Consider the following 336-nt stretch of genomic DNA (forward strand, 5'->3'; position numbering starts at 1 on the left):
TTGGCGTAGCTGGCCCAGACGTGGCGCTTGTCGCAGGCATCTAGGGCATTCAGGGCACGCGCGGCCTCGGGCAGGGCGTCGGGATCGCGCTCGGCCGCGTGAAGGAGGCGGGTCGCGGGCTCGCCGCGCGGGCCAGTCGTCAGGTGCACCACGGCCCGCAGGCAGCGGCACCGCGCAACGCGCTCGGGATCGTCCAAGCCGTCCGTGAAAGGCGCCCATTGGTCAGCCGGCGGGATCACCAGCTACCCCACCTTGAGGCCAACGGGGGTTCCACCCCACCCCACCCCCACACCCCTATAGAGGGTGGGGTGGGGTGGGTGTTCGAGCCCCACCTTC

1 pseudogene is annotated in these 336 nt (G+C 71.7%); it reads right to left on the minus strand.

The window, feature by feature from the left end:
• Window positions 1–197 (minus strand): annotated as a pseudogene (locus MKK54_RS06200) (hypothetical protein); the annotation flags it as partial.
• Between the last annotated feature and the right edge of the window lie 139 nt (window positions 198–336).

The organism is Methylobacterium sp. J-068, from assembly GCF_022829445.1.
Taxonomy (GTDB): Bacteria; Pseudomonadota; Alphaproteobacteria; order Rhizobiales; family Beijerinckiaceae; genus Methylobacterium.